This is a genomic window from Dactylosporangium sp. NPDC050588 (assembly GCF_040654975.1).
Lineage (GTDB): Bacteria > Actinomycetota > Actinomycetes > Mycobacteriales > Micromonosporaceae > Dactylosporangium > Dactylosporangium maewongense.
Genome location: NZ_JBFAJA010000036.1, coordinates 13,529 through 32,040, shown reverse-complemented (window position 1 = coordinate 32,040; position 18,512 = coordinate 13,529). Strand labels below are relative to the sequence as shown.

Sequence of the window (18,512 nt, the reverse complement as noted above, 5' to 3'; positions counted from 1 at the left end):
ATCAAAACAAGAGCAGTGCTCTCTCAAAAGAGCATGAGACTATGTACGGCATGAAGGCGACAGGTATCAGGGCGCGGGTCCGTGCGGAGATGACCGAGGAGATCAAGGCGATCGCCCGGCGGCACCTGGCCACCGACGGGGCCAACCTGTCGCTGCGCGCCGTGGCCCGCGACCTCGGCGTCGTCTCCTCGGCGATCTACCGGTACTTCGCCAGCCGGGACGACCTGCTGACGGCGTTGATCCTCGACGCGTACAACTCCCTCGGGCAGACCGTCGAGGACCGGGAGCGCGCGGTCGGCCGCGACGACCTCACCGGCCGCTGGATGGCGGTCTGCGACGCGGTGCGCGGGTGGGCGCTGGAGCGCCCGCACGAGTACGCGCTGATCTACGGCAGCCCCGTGCCCGGATACCAGGCGCCCGCGGACACCGTCGCCGCGGCGACCAGGGCGGTCACCGTGCTGGGCACGATCATCCAGGACGCCGCGGTGGCGCGCCGCCTGCCGCCCGGGCCGCCGGAGCCCGTCCCTGACGCGGTCGCGGAGGATGTACGGCGGGCCGGCGCCGTGATCGCCCCGGATGTGCCCGACGCCGTGACGGCCCGCGCCCTGTCCGCCTGGGTCACGCTCTTCGGCCTGATCAGCTTCGAGGTGTTCGGCCAGCTCAACAACGTCGTCGAGCACCGCGACGAGTTCTTCGAGCACCAGATGCGGGCGCAGGCCCGGTTCGTGGGGATCTAGGGGGTCGGGATGCCGAAGCCGACGGTGGTCCCGCTGCCCTCGATGGACTCCAGCGCGATCCATCCGCCGTGCGCCTCGACGATCGCCTTGCTGATCGCCAGGCCCAGGCCGCTGCCCTTGATCGCCCGTTTCTGCGCGTCGGCGGTACGGAAGAAGCGGGTGAACAACATGCTCTGCTCGTGCTCGGGGATGCCGACCCCGGTGTCACGGATCCAGACGACGACCTCGCCGTCGCGCTCGCGGCCGGTCACCGTGATCGCTCCGCCCGCGTCGGAGAACTTGACCGCGTTGGTCAGCAGGTTGAGCACGACGCGTTCGAGCTGCTCGCCGTCGCCCTGCACGACCGGGATGTGCTCGTCGACGTCGAGGGTGATGCTGAGGCCGGCCGCCTCGACGGAGGGCCGGATCGCCTCGTACGCGGCGTCGATGATCTGCCGCATCTGCACCGGCCCGACGCTGAGCGTGAGCGTGCCGGACTCGATGCGGGAGAAGGTCAGCAGGTCCTCGATGAGGTCGAGGAGGCGGCGGCCGTTGCGGTCGATGATGCCGACGATCTTGCGTTCGGTCGCGCCGAGGGAGCTGGCGTGCGCGTCGGCGAGGATCTCGGTGTAGCCGCGGATGCTGGTCAGCGGCGTGCGCAGCTCGTGGGAGACGGTCGCGACGAATTCGCTCTTGAGCCGGTCGAGCTCCTGCAGGTCGCTGTTGGTGCGGGCGAGCTTCGCCGCCTGCCGCTGCAGGGCCTCCTCCGCGCGCCGGCGGTCGGTGACGTCGGCGATCTGGTGCACCACGTGGTGCGCCCCGTGATGGCCCCGGCCGTGGGCGCTGCCGCCCGAGCCGATGAGCGACGCCGAGTACTGCCCCCACAGCGGCGCGCCGTCGGAGCGGCACAGCCGCAGCTCCTTGCTGACCTTCTCGGCCTCGCCGGCGACGAGGCGCTTCATCTTCTCCGCGACGATCGGCCGGTCCTCCTCGGCGACCATGTCCAGCAGCAGCTGCGAGGGCTGCAGCCCGGTCATGCGGGCCAGCTCCTGGTTGACCTCCAGCACGTGCCCGTCGAGGTCGGTGACGGCCATGCCGACCGGGGCGTGGTCGAACGCGGCGCGGAACGTCTCCTCCGCGCGGCGCTGGTCGGCGACGAGCCGCTGCTGCGACAGGGCGTGCTGCACGGCCGAGCCGAGCCGGCTGAGCCGGTCCTTGAGCAGGTAGTCGACGGCGCCGTGGCGCAGCGCGTCCACGCACGACTCCTCGCTCATCGCGCCGCTGACCACGATCGCGGGGATGTCGTAGCCGCCGGCGCGCAGCATGTGCAGCGCCTCCAGGGCGGTGAACTGCGGCAGCGAGTAGTCGGCGAGGATCACCTGCGGCAGGCCTTCGGGGTCGTCGAGCGCGGCCTGGAACTCCGCCCGGGACTCGACCCGCCGCCACGCGGGCGCGAAGCCGGCCCGCCGCAGCTCGAACACGAGCATCTCGGCGTCGTCGGGGTTGTCCTCGAGGAGCAGGATTCTCATGAGTGCTGGTCGGTCAGGTTGAGCCCCAGCCAGTACAGGCCGATGCTGTTGACGGCGGACAGGAACTGCTCCATGTCGACGGGCTTGACGATGTAGCTGTTGGCGCCCAGCTCGTAGCAGGCGTGCAGGTCGCGGTCCTGCGCCGACGAGGTGAGCATGACGACCGGGATGTGGCGGGTGCGCGCGTCGGCCTTGACCCGGCGCAGCACGTCGATGCCGTCGACCAGCGGGAGCTTGATGTCCAGCAGCACGACCTGCGGCGGGTCGGCGGCGGCCCGTCCGAACAGGTAGTCGAGGGCCTCGGCGCCGTCGCGGGCGACGTCGACGTTGCGGGCGAACCTGCCCCGCTCGAAGGCCAGGCGGGCGAGCTCCAGGTCGTCGGGATTGTCCTCGACGAGCAGGACCCTGTTCGACAGCGGTTTCATCCGCCCACCTCCAACAGCGTGTCTGCGTATGCCGGAAGGGTGAAGTAGAAGGTGGCCCCCTCGCCGGGCGCCGCGTCGGCCCAGATCTGGCCGCCGTGCCGCACCACGATGCGGTGGGTGAGCGCGAGCCCGATGCCGGTGCCCTCGTAGTCCTCGGCGCGGTGCAGCCGCTGGAAGACCTTGAACAGTTTGTCGGCGTACCGCATGTCGAAGCCGGCGCCGTTGTCCTTCACGTAATAGGTGGCATCCCCGCCGGCTGTGACCTTGTGGCCGACCTCGATCCGGGCCGGGGAGACGGCGCGGGTGTACTTGACCGCGTTGCCGACCAGGTTGGCCACCACGTGCCGGATCAGCCGCGGGTCGCCCTGGGCGTCCGGCAGGTCCCCCACGGTCAGGACGATGTCGCGGTCGCCGCGCTCGACGCTCAGCTCGTCCCAGACGTCGGCGACGAGCTGGTCGAGGTGGACGCGCAGGCTCGCCATCTCCTGCCGTTGCAGCCGGGAGAACGCGAGCAGCCCGTCGATCAGCTCGCCCATCTGCTGCGCGCCGGCGCGGATGCGGGACAGGTACCGGCGGCCCTGCTCGTCGAGCGCGTCGCCGTGGTCGAGGGCGAGCATCTTGGCGAAGCCGTCCACGGCCCGCAGCGGCGCCCGGAGGTCGTGGGAGACGCTGTACGAGAAGGACTCCAGCTCCGCGTTGGCCTCGCGCAGGTCGGCGGTGCGCTCCGCGACGCGCAGCTCCAGCTCGGCGTTGAGCCGCTCGACCGCCCGCTCGGCCGTCTTGCGCTCGGTGACGTCCTGGCCGACCTTGACGAAGCCGCGGATCGAGCCGTCGGGGCCGCGCACCGCCGTGAGCGTGCCGTGCACCCAGAAGCGGCTGCCGTTGCGCCGCACCCGCGGGCCGTCGATCTCGACCCGGCCGTACTCCGCCGCCTGCGCGAGGATGTGCTGCGGCACCCCCTCGGCGGCCTCCTCCGGCGTGAAGAACATCGCGTAGGAGCGGCCGATGGCCTCGTCCTCGCGGTACCCATTGAGCCGTTCGGCGTTGGCGGACCAGCTCATCACGGCCCCGTCGGGGTCCAGCATGTAGATCGCGTAGTCGCGGGCGCCGTCCAGCAGCAGCTGCAGCAGCTCCTCGGAGGCGCGCACCTTCTCGTCGGCGTCGTGCAGGTCGGTGACGTCGCGCAGCACGGCGACCGCGCCGCCGTCACCGTCCTGGTGGACCAGCGGCCGGAGCCGCACGTCCAGCCGGCGGCCCCGCACGATGATCTCGGCCTGCGCCGCCAGGGGGCGCTTCACCAGGTCCTCGAACCGGAACGGGGTGACGCCGTCGCTCTCGTACGCGTCGAGCAGCCGCGCCCACTCGGCCGGCGGTCGCCGCTCGACGTCGTCGCCGAGCAGCTCGCGGGCGCTCGGGTTGCGCCACATCGCGGCACCGTCGGGGCCGATGAGCACCACACCGTCGCCGATCGTGTTCATCACCGCGGACAGCAGCGTCGCCTGGTGCCGCAGGTCCGCGGTGGCCTGGGCGACCCGGTCCTCGGCCCGGCGGCGCGAGGTCGCGAGGGTGTAGACGAGCACGGCGGTGACGACGGTGAGCGCGAGCCCGCTGAACACCATGCCCGCGTCCAGGTGGCTCTCGGCGCCCATCAGGGCCTCGCTGTCGGTCACGACCATCAGCCGCCACTGCTGGTCGGCGACCTCCACGATGACGCTGCGGCGCAGGTCGGGCCCGCCGACGTGCTGCCGCGAGGTGCGGGCCATCGGCGCCCACGCGTTGTCCTCGATCGCGGACAGGGTCACGTCCACCAGCTCGCGGGACGGCTGGAGCATCGTGTCGGTGAAGAAGGCCTGCATCCGCACGGTCAGCTCGACGAACCCGCGCAGCTCGCCGGTGACCTGGTCCACGACCCGCTGCAGCAGCACCACGGAGTGCTGCCGCTCCCGCTCGGGCAGGTCGGCGTCGCGCGGCAGCAGGTACGGGCCGGAGATCGCCGGCAGCCCGATCCGCAGCGCCCGCTCCAGGGCCCGGGCCGCCTCCGGCGCCGTGGTGAGGTCCTGGCCGACGCCGTCACTCGTGTCCTGCGCCAGGTTGCGCTGCAGGACCGTGAAGTAGTGCCGGCCGGCGTCGGTGGCCGGGCGCAGCGTCAGCCCGACCGCGCCGCGGGCCCGCCAGTCGTCCTGGGCGGCCTGGACGTCGGAGTGCTGCACGGCGACGACGAAGTCGGCGGACGCGGCGCCGGGCAGCCAGAGCCGGCCGAGCGGGGCGGTGGCGGAGGTGAACGAGGTGGCGTCGATCTTCGGCAGCGCCTCCAGGCCGCCGGCGACGAGCTGCACCGCGTCGACGTACCGCTGGGCGGTGGACGCCACCGCCTCCTGCGCGGCGGCGACCCGCCGGTCGAGGGTCTGGCCGGCGTTGTCCAGCTCGACGCGGTGCATCAGCAGGCCCGCCCCGCCGGAGACCAGCAGGCCGAGCAGCACCACCCCGAGGACCTGGAGACGGACGCCCACCACGCTCTGCAGATCGGCGGTGCGCTGCGGTTACTGAGAAGTTGCTCACCCGTTGTCGGACGAGTGCCCCGGGAAGAGGTGGGCGGCCGGGTCGATGATCACGGCGGCGTTGTTGACGGCGGTGGCGGCCTCCCCGAAGCCGACCGCGATGAGCCGGACCTTGCCCGGGTATTCGCTGATGTCGCCGGCGGCGAACACCCGCGGCAGGTTGGTCGCGGTGGTCGAGTCGACCTTGATGTGGCGCTTGTCCAGCTCGAGGCCCCAGTCGGCGAGGGGGCCGAGGTCGGCGGTGAAGCCCAGCGCGGCGACGACGGAGTCGGCGGGGAGGGTGCGCGGTGCCGCGCCGCGGACGGCGACGTCGACGCCCGTGCACCTGGCGTCCCCGAGAATCCGGGTGACCTCGGCGTTGACGATGATCTCGATCGGCAGGGCCTGCACTCGGGCGACGGTCGAGGCGTGCGCCCGGAACTTCTCGCGGCGGTGCACGAGCGTCACCGACCTGGCGACCGGCTCCAGCGCGAGGGCCCAGTCGAAGGCGGAGTCGCCACCGCCGACGATGACGACGTCGTGCCCGGCCAGGTCGGCCAGGTGCGGCACGAAGAAGAGCAGGCCGGTGCCGGTGAACCCGTCGGCGGCGGGCAGCGGGCGGGCCGTGAAGCTGCCGAGCCCGCCGGTGATGAGCACGGCGCCGCAGCGCAGGACGGTGCCGTCGGACATCGTCAGCACGGGTCGGCCGTCGTCGTACGTGAGGCCCTCGGCCCGCACGCCGAGCAGGTACTGGGGGTTGAACTGCCCGGCCTGCTCGACGAGGTTGGCGACCAGGTCGCGGCCGCGGATGCCGGGGAACCCCGCGACGTCGAAGATCATCTTTTCGGGGTACATCGCCGTGACCTGGCCGCCGGGCTCCGGCAGCGCGTCGATCAGGGCGGTGCTGAGGCCCCGGAAGCCGGCGTAATAGGCACCGAAGAGACCCGCCGGTCCCGCGCCGACGATGGCCAGGTCGACATCCCGCATACGGGGAACGCTATGCGGCGCCGGTGCCGATGACCAGAGGACACCGCAGCTTGCCGCGGTGTCCTCTGACTGCTGTACGGCGCCGCGGCTTGCTATTTGGTGTCGGTGTCGATGGCCAGGGGGTCGTCGGAGCGGCGTGGCCTGCGGCGCCGGAAGATCACCGCGGCGACGAGGCCGCCGATGAACCCGCACAGGTGCCCCTGCCAGGACACCCCCTCCTCGCCGGGGAGGACGCCGAAGAGCTGCCAGCCGTACAGGAGCCCGATGAGGACACCGACGGCGATGTGCCACCAGCTGCGCTCGACCGCGCCCCGCATCAGGATCACGCCGAGATAGCCGAAGATGACACCGCTGGCCCCGACCACGACGGTGTCCGGATCGCCGATGAACCACACGCCGACCCCGGCCACGATCGCGATGAAGGCGGTCGTGAGCAGGAAGCGGGTGGTGCCGGCGGCGAGGACGAACGTGCCGAGCAGGATCAGCGGGATGCTGTTGGCCAGGACGTGGGCGAAGCCGGCGTGCAGGAACGGCGAGAAGACGATGCCGTCCAGGCCGTCGAGATGGTGCGGCTTGATGCCGCCGTCCTGGTCGAGCCGCTCACCGGTGAGCCGGTCGAGGAACTCGATCGCGAACAGCACCGGCACGAACGCGCACATGGCGACGAAGGCTCGGCCCACGGAGGCGTAGAACGCCTCCGTGCCGAATCGCGTGGGGTCGGACGGACTCGTGGCATCGACGGTCACGCCACGTTGGTAACAGGTTTCGCTCGCTAATACCAGCCGCTGGACTGACTGTGGGACCAGGCGGCGCACGGCGTCTTGTAGCGGCCCTTGATGTAGCCCAGGCCCCACTTGATCTGCGTCTCAGGATTCCAGGACCAGTCGCTCGCGATCGAGCCCATCTTCGACGGCGGGAGCGCCTGGGCGATGCCGTAGGCGCCGGAGCTCTTGTTCCGCGCCGTCGTCGTCCAGTGGCTTTCCTTGTCCCAGAGCTTCTCCAGGCACGGCGACATCTGGTCGAACCCGAAGCCGGCCTGGAACACGAGCCCGCAGCCGCGCCACTTGTTGTCGCTCTTGCCCTTGTACACGTCGCAAGCGGCCGGGATCGAGTAGGTCGGCGGGCCCAGGGTCCGCGTGGTGGACCGGCTCGTCTCCTCCTCTTCCTTCTTCTTGCGCGCGGCGTCCTCGGCGGCCTTGGCCTGCGCGGCGGCCGCGGAGGCGGCGTCCTGCGCCTTGCTCTGGGCCTCCTGGGACGCCGGCGCGGCGCTGGCGCTCGCACTCGTGTCGGAAGGCTTCGGAAGGGTGGCGTCGGCGGCGGCACTGACCGGCTCGGCCTTCTTACCGCTGTCCCAGTTGGCGATCACGACACCCGCCGCGAGGGCCGCGACCAGCGCGAGGGTGGCCAGGACACGGATCTTGCCGACCCGCTGCCACAGCAGCGTCAGGACGTCCATGACCTAGTACCACCCCGTGCTCTGGCTGTGACCCCATGCGCCGCACGGCGTCTTGTACCGGCCCTTGATGTAGCTCAGCCCCCACTTGATCTGGGTGCCGGCGTCGGTCTTCCAGTTCGGGCCGTACGCGGCCATCTTGTCGCCGGGGACCGCCTGCGGGATGCCGTGGGCGCCGCTGCCGTTGTTGTGCGCGGCCGGGTTCCAGCCGCTCTCCTTGGTCCACAGCTTGTCCAGGCACGGCATCTGGTCGAGGCCGTAGCCGGCGGCGACCATCAGCGTGCAGCCGGTGTTCCTGTGGCCGGAGTAGACGCCGCACGAGGCGGGGGCCGGGTAGGACGGCGGGCCGGCGGAGCGGGTGTTGGACCGGCTCGCCTCTTCTTCCTTCTTCTTGCGCGCGGCGTCCTCGGCGGCCTTGGCCTGCGCGGCGGCCGCAGAGGCGGCGTCCTGCGCCTTGCTCTGCGGGTCCTGCGACTGCGCGGCGCCGGCGCTCGTCTCCGACGGCTTCGGGAGGGCGGCGTTGGCGGCGGTGTTGACCGGCTCAGCCTTCTCGCCGCTGTCCCAGTTGGCGATCACGACGCCGCCCGCGAGGGCCGCGACGAGCGCGAGGGCCGCCAGGGCACGGATCTTTCCGATCCGCTGCCACAGCTGGATCACGAACGTATCCATTCGTCGGGGACAGGACGCGGCGCACGGCCCGGACGGCGGTCCACGCGTTGCAGCGGACCTGCCCTCCGGGCCGATGACGCACCGTGAGCGCCTGATGCCGGTTCGCCTGGCGTCATGCGCTCGTTCCCCACCATCGCCTAGTGCATTCGCAGGTGAGAACCCAAACAGTACGTTATGTGATCCTAATCACGTGACAATTGGGACTCTTTCCCTCAACTCACCTTTCGAACGGGAGGTCCTCCAGCAGGTCCGTAACGACCTCGGCGATCGGCGACCGCTCCGAACGGGTCAGGGTCACGTGCGCGAAGATCGGGTGGCCCTTCAGCGCCTCGATCACCGCGGCGATGCCGTCGTGCCTGCCGACCCGCAGGTTGTCACGCTGAGCGACGTCGTGCGTCAGCACGACCCGCGAGTTGCTGCCGATGCGGGAGAGCACGGTGAGCAGGACGCCACGTTCGAGCGATTGGGCCTCGTCGACGATCACGAATGCGTCGTGCAGGCTGCGACCGCGGATGTGGGTCAGCGGCAGGACCTCGAGCATCCCCCGGGCCGCCACCTCCTCCATCACGTTGTCGTGCACCAGCGAGCCGAGCGTGTCGAAGACCGCCTGCGCCCAGGGCGACATCTTCTCGGCGGCGTCGCCGGGGAGGTACCCCAGCTCCTGCCCGCCGACCGCGTACAGCGGCCGGAAGACGATCACCTTCTTGTGCTTGCGCCGCTCCATGACCTGCTCCAGGCCCGCGCAGAGCGCGAGCGCGGACTTGCCGGTGCCGGCCCGCCCACCCATGGACACGATGCCGATCGACTCGTCCAGCAGCAGGTCCAGCGCGATGCGCTGCTCCGCCGAGCGCCCCCGCACACCGAATGCCTCCCGGTCGCCCCGCACGAGCCGCACCGACTTGTCGGCGCAGACCCGCCCGAGCGCCGAGCCGTTCTGCGAGGTGAGCACCAGACCCGTGTGCACCGGCAGGTCGCCGGCGCCGTCGAGGTCGATCGCCTCACCCGCGTAGAGCCGCTTCACCTCGTCCTCGGCGATGCCGAGCTCGACCATGCCCGTCCAGCTCTGGTTGGTCGCCGGACCCGGCTGGTACTCGTCCGCGGCCAGGCCCACCGAGCCGGCCTTGACCCGCAGCGGCATGTCCTTGGTGACCAGCAGGACGTCCTTGCCCTCGGCGGCGAGCGCGAGCGCGACCGCGAGAATCCGGGCGTCGTCCGTGTCGGCCCGGAAGCCGGCCGGCAGCACGTTCTGGTTGGCGTGGTTCAGCTCGACCCGCAGGGTGCCACCGGAGTCCGTCAGCGGCAGCGGGACGTCCAGCCGGCCGTGCTTGGCCCGCAGGTCGTCCAGGAACCGCAGCGAACGCCGCGCGAAGTATCCGAGCTCGGGATGGTGCCGCTTGCCCTCCAATTCGGAGATGACGACCAGGGGCAGGACCACGTCGTGCTCTCCGAAGCGCAGGAACGCGCCCGGGTCGGCCAGCAGCACGGACGTGTCCAGCACGAAGGTGCGCTTGTCCGGTGTCTGCTCCGGGGCTTTCTCCTGGGCTTTCTCCTGGGCTTTCTCCTGGGCCGTCTTCCTGGTGCGACGGACCGGCTTGACGACCTCCTGCGGCGCTTCCGCGGGCTGCGCCTTGGTGGCGCGGCCGCGTGGAGCGGGAGGGGTGGACTCCGAGGGACTACGGCGAACGGTCACGGGATCTCCGGGGACGGGCACCTCGCCGCCCGCACTCGCGTCCTCCGACGCCCGCACGGGGTCGGGTGCTTGGCCCCGTGGCTTCACAGTGATCGCTCGGTCCGGGCCTCGGATGGCCGGGAAAACCCCAAGCCACAGCACAGACGCTAACCGCTGCAAGCAAAATCCACTAGATCGAGTCCTTGATTGCCCGCCTTGTGAGGTACGCCGCTGCGTGAATTCTTCAGTACGCTTGGCACATGGCGGTCCCTGACACTGCACGCTCGCGCGAGGCCATCCTCCAGTTGACCGCGGAGCGCGCAGGCCACTGCGCCTTCTTCTTCGACTTCGACGGGACTCTCGCGCCCATCCAGGAAGACCCCGAGACGGTCCACCCGGCCGACGGCATCGTCGAGGTCCTCGGCGAGCTCAGCCGCCGCCTGGGCAAGGTCGTCATCGTCTCGGCCCGCCCGGCCGGCTTCCTCCGCGAGCGCTTCGCCGACCTGCCCGATGTCGCGGTCTTCGGCCTGTACGGGCTGGAGGTCCAACGCCCCGGCGGCCTGGTCGAGACCGACCCGTCAGCGGCCCCTTTCGTCCAGGTCATGAGCGACCTGGCCGACCGCGCCCGGTCGGAGCTGCCGGCGGGCACCCGGGTCGAGTACAAGCGCCTCTCCGTGGCCGTGCACTACCGCAACGCGCCCCACCTGGCCCCGGAGGTCGAGCAGTGGGCCAAGGAGCGCGCCGGCGAGCTCGGCCTGCGCCTCCAGGCGGGCCGCATGGTCGTCGAGCTGAAGCCCCCCGGCCAGCGCGACAAGGGCAGCGTCCTGCGCGAGGAGACCGAGGGCCACAGCTGCGCCTGGTATTTCGGCGACGACGTGGCCGACCTGCGCGCCTTCGACGCCCTCACCGCCCGCGAGGCGGCGGACCCCGACTTCGTGGGGGTGCGGGTCGCGGTGGCCAACGCCGAGAGCGGCCACGCCCTGATCGAAGCCGCCGACATCCACGTCGACGCCCCCGAGGACGTCCCCGCCCTCCTCCGCACCCTCATCTCCCAGCTTCCCTGACCGCACTCCAACCTCCCCACCGACCACGCCGCAAGCGGCCCACCACCCACCCCGCTCCGCGAGGCAGCGCGTCGCGGAGCGGCGCATCGGGGTGCGGGTGAGAATCCCCGCCGGGACCCGCCGCGGCAGCGGTGGGGGGGAATTACAGCGTTACAGCCGGCTCAGACGCCGTAGCGGCGTTGGCGGTTGGCGTAGGAGCGCAGGGCGCGCAGGAAGTCGACGCGGCGGAAGCTGGGCCAGTGGACGTCGCAGAAGTAGAACTCGGAGTGGGCGCTCTGCCAGAGCAGGAAGCCTGACAGGCGCTGCTCGCCGCTGGTCCTGATCACCAGGTCGGGGTCGGGCAGGCCGCGGGTGTAGAGGTGGTCGGAGATGTGGTCGACGTCGAGGATCTCGGCAAGCTCCTCGATCGACGTGCCCGCCTTGGCGTGCTCGTGGAGGAGGGAGCGCACGGCGTCGGCGATCTCGCGGCGGCCGCCGTAGCCGACGGCGAGGCTGACCTGGGCGCCGCCGGTGCGGCTGACGGTGCGCTCCTCGGCCGCCTTGAGGGACTGGGCGCTGGCGGTGGGCAGCAGGTCCAGCGCGCCGACCATGCGCAGCTGCCAGGGGTTGCCCTCGTCGGCGAGCTCGGCGGCCAGGTTCTCGATGATCTGCAGCAGCGGGTCGAGCTCGGCGGCGGGACGGGACAGGTTGTCGGTGGACAACAGCCACAGGGTGACGTGCGCGACGGTCGCGCCGTCGCACCAGCGCAGGAGCTCCTTGATCCGCTCGGCGCCGACGCGATGGCCGTCGTTGGGATCGACGTAGCCCATCTCGCGCGCCCAGCGTCGGTTGCCGTCGACGATCACCCCGACGTGTCGCGGCTGAGGTTTGCCGTGCAGCCGTCGGGCGAGACGCTTCTCGTACAACGAATACACCACGTCACGCAGGCCCACGGTCGAGAAGAGTAGCGACCTACCGGGCAAAGCGACACCGTCAGCCGTGCACCGGACAGTGCTGAACGGCGGGTGGGTGGGCGGCCGATCTGCTGACTGACCGGCCGCCGACCAGCCACTATGCGGCGTCGAGCCGGGCCTTCAGCGCGTCGAGCTCGGCCCAGAGCACGCCGGGGAGTTTGTCGCCGAAGCGCTCGAACCACTCGGTCACCTGAGGGATCTCCGCCCGCCATTCGTCGGCGTCGACCCGCAGGGCCGCGGCGAGGTCCTCGGCCGTGAGGTCGAGGCCGTCCACGTCGAGCGCGCCCGGCGCCGGCACCCGGCCGATGGGGGTCTCGACGGCATCGGCGGTGCCCTCGATGCGCTCGACGACCCACTTCAGGACGCGGGCGTTCTCGCCGAAGCCGGGCCACAGGAAGCGGCCGTCGTCGCCGCGGCGGAACCAGTTGACGTAGAAGATCCTGGGCAGCTGCGCGGTGCCGGAGGAGGCGCCCTTGCCCATCGCGATCCAGTGGGCGAAGTAGTCGCCGGCGTTGTAGCCGATGAAGGGCAGCATGGCCATCGGGTCGCGGCGGACCACGCCGACCTTGCCGGTGGCCGCCGCGGTGGTCTCGCTGGACAGGGTCGCGCCGAGGTAGACGCCGTGCACCCAGTCGCGGGCCTCGGTGACCAGCGGGATCGTCGTCTTGCGCCGGCCGCCGAAGAGGATCGCGTCGATCGGCACGCCGCGCGGGTCGGCGTACTCGTCGGCGAGGATCGGGCACTGCTCGATCGGCGTGCAGAAGCGCGAGTTCGGGTGCGACGACGGCTCGTCCGAGTCAGGCGTCCAGTCGCGGCCCTTCCAGTCGGTGAGGTGCGCGGGCGGCTCGCCCATGCCCTCCCACCAGATGTCTCCGTCGTCGGTCAGCGCGACGTTGGTGAAGACCGAGTTGCCCTTCGCGAGGGTCCGCATCGCGTTGGGGTTGGTCTTCCAGTCGGTGCCGGGAGCGACACCGAACAGGCCGAACTCGGGATTGACGGCGTACAGCCGCCCATCTGCTCCGAAGCGCATCCACGCGATGTCGTCGCCGAGCGTCTCGACCTTCCATCCGGGGATGGTCGGCTCCAGCATCGCCAGGTTGGTCTTGCCGCAGGCGCTGGGGAACGCGGCGGCCACGTACTTCACCTGGCCGGACGGTCCGGTCAGCTTGAGGATGAGCATGTGCTCGGCGAGCCAGCCCTCGTCGCGGCCCATGACGCTGGCGATGCGCAGCGAGAAGCACTTCTTGCCCAGCAGCGAGTTGCCGCCGTACCCCGACCCGTAGCTCCAGATCTCCCGGCTCTCCGGGAAGTGGGAGATGTACTTGGTGTCGCTGCACGGCCACGCGACGTCCTGCTCGCCGGGTGCGAGGGGCGCGCCGACGGAGTGCAGGCAGGGCACGAATGGCGCGTCGGCGCCCATCCGGTCGAGCACGTCTGCGCCCATCCGGGTCATGATCCGCATGGAGGCGACGACGTACGGGGAATCGGTCAGCTCGACGCCGAACATCGGCCGCTCGGCGGTCAGCGGGCCCATGCAGAACGGCACCACGTACATCGTGCGGCCGCGCATCGAGCCGTCGTACAGCTCCGTCATCACCCGCTTCATCTCCGCGGGCGCCATCCAGTTGTTCGTGGGGCCGGCGTCGGCCTCGTCCGCGGAGCAGATGAACGTGCGCTCCTCGACCCGGGCGACGTCCGACGGGTCGGTGCGGGCCCAGAACGAGTTGGGCTTCTGCCGCAGCCGCACCAGGACCTGCTTGTCCACGAGCTCGTCGGTGATGCGGCGCCACTCACCCTCGGAGCCGTCACACCAGACCACCCGGTCAGGGGTGGTGAGCTCGGCGACTTCGCGGACCCAGGCGAGGAGCTTGGAATGGGCGGTGGGTGCCTGGTCGAGACCCGGGACCGTGACCGGTGCTGACATCGAGAATCTCCCTGTGGTCGGCGTTGACCTGTAGGCGCAAATGCCAAAGCACGGCGCGCGATGCTGCGAGCGGCCGTGAATGCGTTCTACTGATTTCCCTCAGCCTAAACCGGTCGACCGGGCCGAGCAGCGTGAGAGCTTGTGAAACCTTGCACAAGGCCCGGAGAATCTCGCGGCCGTTCGCAGAATCGCGCGTGAACTTTTCGTCAACCGCGCATCAATGCGCAAACTGTGCGGTCTGTGGCAGGTGCGCCCGCTGGGGTCGGCGGTGCCGTACCCTCTGCCACGTGACGGAACTGCAGTCGGTGGCGTCCGAGCCACGGCCGGGCGGCCTGCGCGGCCTGTTCGCACGCTTCGAGCACCTCGTCCACGAGCTGGGCAAGTTCGGGACGGTCGGGATCGTGGCGTTCGTGGTGGACGTCGCCATCTTCAACGTGCTGCTCTTCGGTGGCACGCCGACCCTTCTGGCGAAGACGATCTCCACGGTGGTGGCGGCGACCGTCGCCTTCATCGGCAACCGGTTCTGGACCTGGCGGGACCGCGAGCGCACCAACCTGCGCCGCGAATACACGCTGTACTTCCTGTTCAACCTGGTCGGCCTGCTGATCGGCCTGCTCTGCCTGTGGGCGAGCCACTACGGGCTCGGCTCGGTGTGGCCCTGGTTCGAGGGCAAGCTCGCCGACAACATCGCGGCCAACGTGGTCGGCATGGCGTTCGGGACGCTGTTCCGTTTCTGGAGCTATCGGCAGATCGTGTTCCGAAAGACGACCTGACCGGCATAAGCTGAGGTTCAAACGCGGCGGCAGGTAACAGCCTGGTTGCGCAGGGGTCAAGATGCGGGTGAGCTGCCCCGCAGTCTGCGCCGTACCCAGGGCGATGCTTGGCGACCTACCGTAAGGTTGCACGGTGCGCCTTGCCAGCAACCTTCGCGACCGGTATGTCCCCGAGCGGCACCGATCGCTCGTGACCGAGCTGTTCAAGTTCCTGGCGGTCGGCGGGATCAACACGATCATCGACTTCGCGGTGCTCAACCTGCTGCTGTCGATCGGCCCGCTGAAGGCGAAGATCGTCGCGGCCGTCGTCGCCACGACGGCGTCCTACTTCCTCAACCGGCAGTGGACCTACCGGCACAGCGACCGCCAGAGCATGCGGCGGGAGTACACGCTGTTCTTCGCGCTCAACGGCGTCGGCCTGCTGATCCAGAGCGCGGTCCTCGCGGTGGCGAAGTACGGGCTGGGCTTCAGCGAGACCAACAGCGCCGACCGGCTGGCCTTCAACATCGCCAGCGCGCTCGGCATCGGCATCGCGATGGTGTTCCGCTTCTGGGCGTACCGGACGTTCGTCTTCCAGACGCCGGCGGCCTCCGACGACCCTCAGGTGATCGCGGACGCCGAACTGGAGGCCGAGGTCGAGGCCCTGGAGGTGGCACTGACCGACGTGGCCGTCGCGCCGGTGCCGCGCCACTCCGAGGAGGACGGCGCCGGCGAGCTGACCCTCAATGAGCCCGCCGGCCACCGTTGACCAGAAATCAGGACGCCGCGTCGTTCTTGATCTCGTCGACGAGGGCCTGCCGGTCGTCGTCGCCGAAGGTGTGCTTCTGCCGGTCCGCGTCGACCAGCTCGTAGAGCATGCTCTGGGTCTTCTCCACCTGCGGGATGTCGGTGAGCTGCACCTGACCCCGCTCACCGGCCGACTCGATGGTCAGCGTGCCGCAGCCGAGCATCCGCTCGAAGAGCGAGTGCGAGAACGACACGTCGTTGACCCGGCCCAGCGGGATGTCCCGGCCGCTGCGTGAGAACACGCCGCTGCGCATGATCACCCGCTCGTTGGTGAAGACGTAGTGCGTGGTCTTCCACTTGATCCACGGCCACACGGTGACGACGAGCACGATCACCAGGCCGACTCCGGCCGCGATCAGCGTGCCGATCATGCCCACCCCCGTGAACAGGGAAATGGCCACGACCGCGGCGGCGGTGAGGACGAACCAGAGCACCGGCAGGAACAGTGCCTTCCAGTGGGGGTGCAGGTGCAGCACCACCTGCTCGTCCTTGGTCAGGACGCTTTCCGGGAACCCCACGCCAACCTCCTCGTTCATGAATGTCGAGGTGGAGGCTAGACCGTCCCGACCCGGTGCGATATTGGCCTACCCGGTCGTCTCTGCGCGGACGTGCACCACGTCCCCGGCGGCGACCGCGTGCTCCTTCCCGAACACGTCCGTGACCTGCAGCCGGCCGTCGACGTCGACGCCGGTGGCCGTGCCGTCGAGCGTGGCGCCGCCGGGAAGCTCGACCCGGACCCGCCGGCCGACGGTGCCGCAATGGAAGAGGTACGCCTCGCGGATGCCGGAGTCGTCGCCGGCCTGCCACTGCCGGTACACCTCCTCGAACCCGCGCAACAGGGCGCGCAGCAGCGGGTCGCGGTCGGCGCTGGCGGCACCGGCGAGGGCGAGGGACGTCGCGTCGGGGCGGGGCAGCTCGTGCTCGCGCAACGTGGTGTTGAGCCCGATGCCGACCACCACCGCGCCGTCGCCGACCCCCTCGGCGAGGATGCCGGCGGTCTTGCGGTCGCCCTGCAGCAGCAGGTCGTTCGGCCACTTCAGGTAGGCGTCGAGGCGGGCGACCCGGCGCACCGACTCGGCCAGCGCGACCCCGGCCAGGAGCGGCAGCCAGCCCCAGCGCGACACCGGCACCACCGGGCGCAGCAGGATGCTCAGCGCCAGGCCGGCCCGCGGCGGCGACTGCCACTGCCGGCCCAACCGGCCCCGGCCCGCGGTCTGCCGCTCGGCGACGATCACCAGGCCTTCGGCGGCACCGGCCCGCGCGGCGTCGCCGGCGTCGGCGTTGGTCGAGCCGGTCTCCTCGACCACGCGCAGGCCGGTCCAGAACCCGCCGGGGACGACCAACGCGCGGCGGAGCGCGGCCGCATGCAGCGGAGGGCGCTCCAGGTCGGTGTAAATGTTCACAGGTCGACCGTATCGCCGCCCGATTACGATGCCGAACGTGACCATTGAGCAGGCTGGTGTCGGCGCTGACATCCACACGACCGCGGGGAAGCTCGCCGATCTGGGCCGGCGGACCGACGAGGCCGTGCACGCGGGGTCGGCCCGGGCCGTGGAGAAGCAGCACGCCAGGGGCAAGAAGACCGCACGCGAGCGGATCGAGCTGCTGCTGGACCCCGGCTCGTTCGTCGAGCTCGACGAGCTGGCCAGGCACCGGTCGACCAACTTCGGGATGGAGCAGGCGCGCCCGTACGGCGATGGCGTCGTCACCGGGTACGGCACCGTCGACGGGCGGCAGATCTGCGTCTTCGCGCAGGACTTCACGATCTTCGGCGGCAGCCTCGGCGAGGTCTTCGGCGAGAAGATCGTGAAGGTCATGGACCTGGCGATGAAGATCGGCTGCCCGGTGGTCGGGATCAACGACTCCGGCGGCGCCCGCATCCAGGAGGGCGTCGTCTCGCTCGGGCTCTACGGCGAGATCTTCTTCCGCAACGTCCGGGCGTCGGGTGTCATCCCGCAGATCTCACTGATCATGGGGCCGTGCGCGGGTGGTGCGGTGTACTCCCCCGCCGTCACCGACTTCACCGTGATGGTCGACCAGACCTCGCACATGTTCATCACCGGCCCCGACGTGATCAAGACGGTGACCGGCGAGGACGTCGAGTTCGAGGAGCTGGGCGGGGCCCGGACGCACAACACCAAGTCCGGCAACGCGCACTACCTCGCCACCGACGAGGACGACGCGATCGAGTACGTGAAGGCCCTGCTGTCCTACCTGCCGTCCAACAACATGGACGACGTGCCGGTCGTGCCGCTGCCGGCGTCGCTGGACGTCTCCGAGGACGACCTGGCGCTGGACACCGTCATCCCCGACTCGGCGAACCAGCCGTACGACATGCACACGGTCATCGAGTCGGTCGTCGAGGACTTCCTCGAGGTGCAGCCGCTGTTCGCGCAGAACATCCTGATCGGCTTCGGCCGGGTCGAGGGCCACCCGGTCGGCGTCGTGGCCAACCAGCCGATGCACTTCGCCGGCTGCCTGGACATCGACGCGTCGGAGAAGGCGGCCCGCTTCGTGCGGACCTGCGACGCGTTCAACATCCCGATCCTCACGTTCGTCGACGTGCCGGGCTTCCTGCCGGGCGCCAGCCAGGAGTGGGACGGGATCATCCGGCGCGGCGCGAAGCTCATCTACGCCTACGCCGAGGCCACCGTCCCGAAGGTCACGGTCATCACCCGGAAGGCGTACGGCGGCGCCTACGACGTCATGGGCTCCAAGCACCTCGGCGCCGACCTCAACTTCGCCTGGCCGACCGCGCAGATCGCGGTCATGGGTGCGCAGGGCGCGGTCAACATCCTGTACCGCCAGGAGCTGCGCGACGCGAAGGACCCGGCAGGCCTGCGCGCCGAGCTGATCCAGGAGTACGAGGACACCCTCGCCAACCCGTACGTGGCGGCGGAGCGCGGCTACGTCGACGGGGTCATCGCGCCGTCGGCGACGCGGGTGGAGATCGTGCGGGCGCTGCGGCTGCTGCGCACCAAGCGGGAGACCCTGCCGCCGAAGAAGCACGGCAACATCCCGCTGTAG

At 70.6% G+C, this 18,512-nt stretch carries 17 protein-coding genes; 5 read left to right on the top strand and 12 right to left on the bottom strand.

Annotation, left to right across the window (positions count from 1 at the left end):
- Positions 1–50 precede the first annotated feature (50 nt).
- On the top strand, positions 51–737 hold the full coding sequence (locus AB0I21_RS25000; RefSeq protein ID WP_360564592.1) for a WHG domain-containing protein: 687 nt from the start codon (positions 51–53) through the stop codon (positions 735–737).
- On the opposite strand, the gene AB0I21_RS24995 is transcribed toward AB0I21_RS25000, so the two are convergent.
- The 8 genes from AB0I21_RS24995 to AB0I21_RS24960 all read right to left on the bottom strand — a co-directional run bounded on the left by AB0I21_RS24995 (position 734) and on the right by AB0I21_RS24960 (position 9,814).
- Positions 734–2,245 carry an ATP-binding protein gene (locus AB0I21_RS24995; protein WP_360564591.1) on the bottom strand — a complete coding sequence of 504 codons (1,512 nt, stop codon included), beginning with the start codon at positions 2,243–2,245 and terminating at the stop codon, positions 734–736. The genes AB0I21_RS25000 and AB0I21_RS24995 overlap by 4 nt on opposite strands.
- A complete protein-coding gene (locus AB0I21_RS24990) occupies positions 2,242–2,670 on the bottom strand; it encodes a response regulator (RefSeq protein ID WP_344503782.1) in 429 nt (142 codons plus the stop codon). The genes AB0I21_RS24995 and AB0I21_RS24990 overlap by 4 nt, the downstream gene beginning before the upstream one ends.
- Complete coding sequence (locus AB0I21_RS24985; protein WP_360564590.1) at positions 2,667–5,180, bottom strand: PAS domain S-box protein; 2,514 nt, start codon at positions 5,178–5,180, stop codon at positions 2,667–2,669. The genes AB0I21_RS24990 and AB0I21_RS24985 overlap by 4 nt, the downstream gene beginning before the upstream one ends.
- Before the next feature lie 45 nt (positions 5,181–5,225).
- Positions 5,226–6,194, bottom strand: a complete 969-nt coding sequence (locus AB0I21_RS24980) for an NAD(P)/FAD-dependent oxidoreductase (RefSeq protein ID WP_360564588.1) — start codon at positions 6,192–6,194, stop codon at positions 5,226–5,228.
- Positions 6,195–6,286: 92 nt separating this feature from the next.
- Positions 6,287–6,940 carry a rhomboid family intramembrane serine protease gene (locus AB0I21_RS24975; RefSeq protein ID WP_360564586.1) on the bottom strand — a complete coding sequence of 218 codons (654 nt, stop codon included), beginning with the start codon at positions 6,938–6,940 and terminating at the stop codon, positions 6,287–6,289.
- Between the two features lie 26 nt (positions 6,941–6,966).
- A complete protein-coding gene (locus AB0I21_RS24970; protein ID WP_360564584.1) occupies positions 6,967–7,650 on the bottom strand; it encodes a lytic transglycosylase domain-containing protein in 684 nt (227 codons plus the stop codon).
- Positions 7,651–7,653: 3 nt separating this feature from the next.
- Entirely contained in the window at positions 7,654–8,304 is a 651-nt protein-coding gene (locus tag AB0I21_RS24965; RefSeq protein ID WP_360564582.1) for a lytic transglycosylase domain-containing protein, read from the bottom strand.
- A 229-nt stretch (positions 8,305–8,533) separates the two neighbouring features.
- On the bottom strand, positions 8,534–9,814 hold the full coding sequence (locus tag AB0I21_RS24960; RefSeq protein WP_360564698.1) for a PhoH family protein: 1,281 nt from the start codon (positions 9,812–9,814) through the stop codon (positions 8,534–8,536).
- A 431-nt stretch (positions 9,815–10,245) separates the two neighbouring features.
- Between AB0I21_RS24960 and otsB the strand changes: the two genes are divergently transcribed.
- Positions 10,246–11,049, top strand: coding sequence for a trehalose-phosphatase (gene otsB / locus AB0I21_RS24955; RefSeq protein WP_360564580.1), 804 nt, complete (start codon positions 10,246–10,248; stop codon positions 11,047–11,049).
- Between the two features lie 161 nt (positions 11,050–11,210).
- Here otsB and AB0I21_RS24950 read toward each other — a convergent pair whose 3' ends face one another.
- Together AB0I21_RS24950 and AB0I21_RS24945 are read right to left on the bottom strand one after the other, a co-directional pair.
- Positions 11,211–11,981 carry an isoprenyl transferase gene (locus AB0I21_RS24950; protein WP_344503790.1) on the bottom strand — a complete coding sequence of 257 codons (771 nt, stop codon included), beginning with the start codon at positions 11,979–11,981 and terminating at the stop codon, positions 11,211–11,213.
- Positions 11,982–12,099: 118 nt separating this feature from the next.
- On the bottom strand, positions 12,100–13,926 hold the full coding sequence (locus AB0I21_RS24945) for a phosphoenolpyruvate carboxykinase (GTP) (protein WP_360564578.1): 1,827 nt from the start codon (positions 13,924–13,926) through the stop codon (positions 12,100–12,102).
- Between the two features lie 287 nt (positions 13,927–14,213).
- Between AB0I21_RS24945 and AB0I21_RS24940 the strand changes: the two genes are divergently transcribed.
- Together AB0I21_RS24940 and AB0I21_RS24935 are read left to right on the top strand one after the other, a co-directional pair.
- The gene (locus tag AB0I21_RS24940) at positions 14,214–14,699 is read left to right on the top strand and encodes a GtrA family protein (protein WP_360564576.1); all 486 of its coding nucleotides are present in this window, start codon (positions 14,214–14,216) and stop codon (positions 14,697–14,699) included.
- 190 nt (positions 14,700–14,889) lie between these two features.
- On the top strand, positions 14,890–15,447 hold the full coding sequence (locus tag AB0I21_RS24935; protein WP_360564574.1) for a GtrA family protein: 558 nt from the start codon (positions 14,890–14,892) through the stop codon (positions 15,445–15,447).
- A gap of 7 nt (positions 15,448–15,454) precedes the next feature.
- Here AB0I21_RS24935 and AB0I21_RS24930 read toward each other — a convergent pair whose 3' ends face one another.
- Both AB0I21_RS24930 and AB0I21_RS24925 read right to left on the bottom strand, forming a co-directional pair.
- Entirely contained in the window at positions 15,455–16,003 is a 549-nt protein-coding gene (locus AB0I21_RS24930) for a PH domain-containing protein (protein ID WP_344503794.1), read from the bottom strand.
- Between the two features lie 66 nt (positions 16,004–16,069).
- Positions 16,070–16,933, bottom strand: coding sequence for a biotin--[acetyl-CoA-carboxylase] ligase (locus AB0I21_RS24925; protein WP_360564572.1), 864 nt, complete (start codon positions 16,931–16,933; stop codon positions 16,070–16,072).
- Between AB0I21_RS24925 and AB0I21_RS24920 the strand changes: the two genes are divergently transcribed.
- Positions 16,932–18,512: an acyl-CoA carboxylase subunit beta gene (locus AB0I21_RS24920; RefSeq protein ID WP_360564697.1), complete on the top strand. Its 1,581-nt coding sequence runs from the start codon at positions 16,932–16,934 to the stop codon at positions 18,510–18,512. The genes AB0I21_RS24925 and AB0I21_RS24920 overlap by 2 nt on opposite strands.

Bases quoted from the DNA above. Each gene is read 5' to 3' on its own strand.
- AB0I21_RS25000 (WP_360564592.1), top strand. From the start codon at position 51: ATGAAGGCGACAGGTATCAGGGCGCGGGTCCGTGCGGAGATGACCGAG.
- AB0I21_RS24995 (WP_360564591.1), bottom strand. From the start codon at position 2,245: ATGAGAATCCTGCTCCTCGAGGACAACCCCGACGACGCCGAGATGCTC.
- AB0I21_RS24990 (WP_344503782.1), bottom strand. From the start codon at position 2,670: ATGAAACCGCTGTCGAACAGGGTCCTGCTCGTCGAGGACAATCCCGAC.
- AB0I21_RS24980 (WP_360564588.1), bottom strand. From the start codon at position 6,194: ATGCGGGATGTCGACCTGGCCATCGTCGGCGCGGGACCGGCGGGTCTC.
- AB0I21_RS24970 (WP_360564584.1), bottom strand. From the start codon at position 7,650: ATGGACGTCCTGACGCTGCTGTGGCAGCGGGTCGGCAAGATCCGTGTC.
- otsB (WP_360564580.1), top strand. From the start codon at position 10,246: ATGGCGGTCCCTGACACTGCACGCTCGCGCGAGGCCATCCTCCAGTTG.
- AB0I21_RS24945 (WP_360564578.1), bottom strand. From the start codon at position 13,926: ATGTCAGCACCGGTCACGGTCCCGGGTCTCGACCAGGCACCCACCGCC.
- AB0I21_RS24925 (WP_360564572.1), bottom strand. From the start codon at position 16,933: ATGGTCACGTTCGGCATCGTAATCGGGCGGCGATACGGTCGACCTGTG.